The sequence below is a fragment of the Vibrio sp. 10N.261.51.A4 genome (assembly GCF_041471945.1).
GTDB lineage: Bacteria > Pseudomonadota > Gammaproteobacteria > Enterobacterales > Vibrionaceae > Vibrio > Vibrio crassostreae_C.
The window spans coordinates 1-2,094 of sequence record NZ_JBFRPJ010000170.1; the positions used below are offsets into that span (position 1 = coordinate 1).

Annotated in this window: 1 protein-coding gene and 1 pseudogene; both read right to left on the reverse strand. The window is 40.3% G+C overall.

All coding sequences use genetic code 11. The annotated features are described in order from the left end of the window. Positions 1 to 49: 49 nt before the first annotated feature. On the reverse strand, positions 50 to 1,426 hold the full coding sequence (locus AB4384_RS23550) for an McrC family protein (protein WP_372130198.1): 1,377 nt from the start codon (positions 1,424 to 1,426) through the stop codon (positions 50 to 52). Between the two features lie 5 nt (positions 1,427 to 1,431). Next, positions 1,432 to 2,094 (reverse strand): annotated as a pseudogene (locus AB4384_RS23555) (AAA family ATPase); the annotation flags it as partial.

Below are 2,094 nucleotides of genomic sequence, written 5' to 3' on the forward strand. Positions count from 1 at the left end.
AGTCTAACTGGAGCAGATCAGTATACCTCAATGACTTCAAGGAACCACATTAGTTAGGTGACCTTTGAGAGACTTCCGCTCTAGAGGTAAAATTGAAATCTAGTGGCCATCTGATGCCCGTATGTTTCTTCTCTGATATATCGAATGGTACGACCCAAAGCTGATGCCCACCTCCCAACTCAAAGGGGAAATGCAGTGCTTCATCAAAGTTGTCTTGGCTAGGGTAAATCAGCACCACATCCTGACCACTTTCATCATCCGCAAGGTATTTTTTTGCATAAGCAAACAGTTGGTAAATATCCGATTGGGAGATATTTGAATTACTTAACTTGGTATTGAGAAGCTTCCACTTCGTATCGAGCACGACTTGATTGGAGCTCCCTTCCTTAATAATCAAATCTGGGCGTAAACTGAATTTGTTTCTACCGTCATAACGGGCAAGGTACTCACCAGTAACTTGTGTACTAACACTGAGCTTAGGATGACTGACCGCTAGTTGTTCTTTTAAAACTTTAGCAACGTAGTCTTCAAATACCTTCTCCATAGGGAATAAAAGAGAAGCTGCGTTAGCACCACCTTTCATCGTTTGTGGAGAAAAGCCTTCTAAGATTAGTCGACACCAGTCTAAAGGTATTTGGTAGTAACTCATCCCTCTATCAAGCCTGACTTTTGAAAAATCAACGCTGTAGTCCTTACTCTCTGGTATTTCATTAAATACAAAGTCTAGCTCTTGTAACAACTTCTGATTTTCTGCACTCCGCGTATAGCCTTTCACTCGTTTTAGAGCACTATGCATTAACCGGTTTACGGGACGATCGAGTAAGAACTCATCGTACTCACAGTAAAATTTATGCTTACTAATGGAGTTATGCCTAACTTGTTTTCCTACATTCAGCTTCCCCTTTAAGAAACCTAAATTGTCTTCCCTACGTACATAGTCGCTTCTTAAGCCACGTTTTACGAGCGTGTTCACCGACTGTAAGAACTGGCCTATAAATACCTCTAACAACGGCATTCTTTGGCGAGTAATATTAGCATTCGAGGTTTGAATATGTGAGAAACCTTTCAACGCACGTAACATTACTAGTAGTGTGTGCCGAGCTTTCACATAAGCGTCATCATAGTTGTTGTCACTACCTTCATCTGTGAAGCCTTTTCCGATTTTAGGCAAGATTTCAATTTGCGTTTTATCTGGCGTAAACATAACTCCTGCATAGTTTTGAACTTGCAGAACTTCCATACCATTTCGACGACGTAATTGAAGAAGATTTCTTTCATTCTCATTACTTAAGCAAAGCTGCTTGAGATATTGATAGGCTGATACAGAGATAGCTTGAATGTGTGAAGATGCAGTCTGATCTTTAAGCACATCTTCACTCACTAAACAGTCATACTCGAAAAGAGTGATTTCTTGCTTGGCTTTCACTAAGCTTACTCGCTATCTTTTGCGTAGATAGTTTTAAACGCTGTCGGATTTTGCCAAACAGTCCCTTCACCAAAAGGCTTGAATGAGTATGTCACTTTGCAATCCTCATACAACTCTAATCCATGTTCAGGGCCAAATAACTCACTGTAGGAGTCTTCAGTTCTTTTTAAAAATTGTAGTCTGTCATCTTGTTTCAAACTGTCACCAAGGACTAAACGAATCTTGCTCCAATCTTCATAAAAATACTCTTCCAATAGTGGGATTATCTTGTTCTTAAATGCTGACTGTAGCTCGATAAACGCCTTGCCTTCATCAACTTCATTGAAAACAGGGAACAAGAAAGCATGACCGAGCGTATGCTCACGATCATAGAGAACTTCAATTCGCTTATTTAGTGTTTCTAGCAATTTAGATAAATTGATGCCCTTAACTTCTTTATCAGCAAAAAGCTTGGGGTTTGGCATCATCTCTTTAAAATCAAAACGACGACGTAATGCAGTGTCCATCATTGCCAATGAACGGTCTGCCGTGTTCATAGTGCCAATGATATATAAGTTATCTGGTACTGAGAAAGTATCACCAGAATAAGGTAGGGTGACTTCTAGCGGCTCCTGCGCACCTTTGCGCTTAGAAGGTTCAATCAAGGTATGATCTGCTCCAGTTAGACT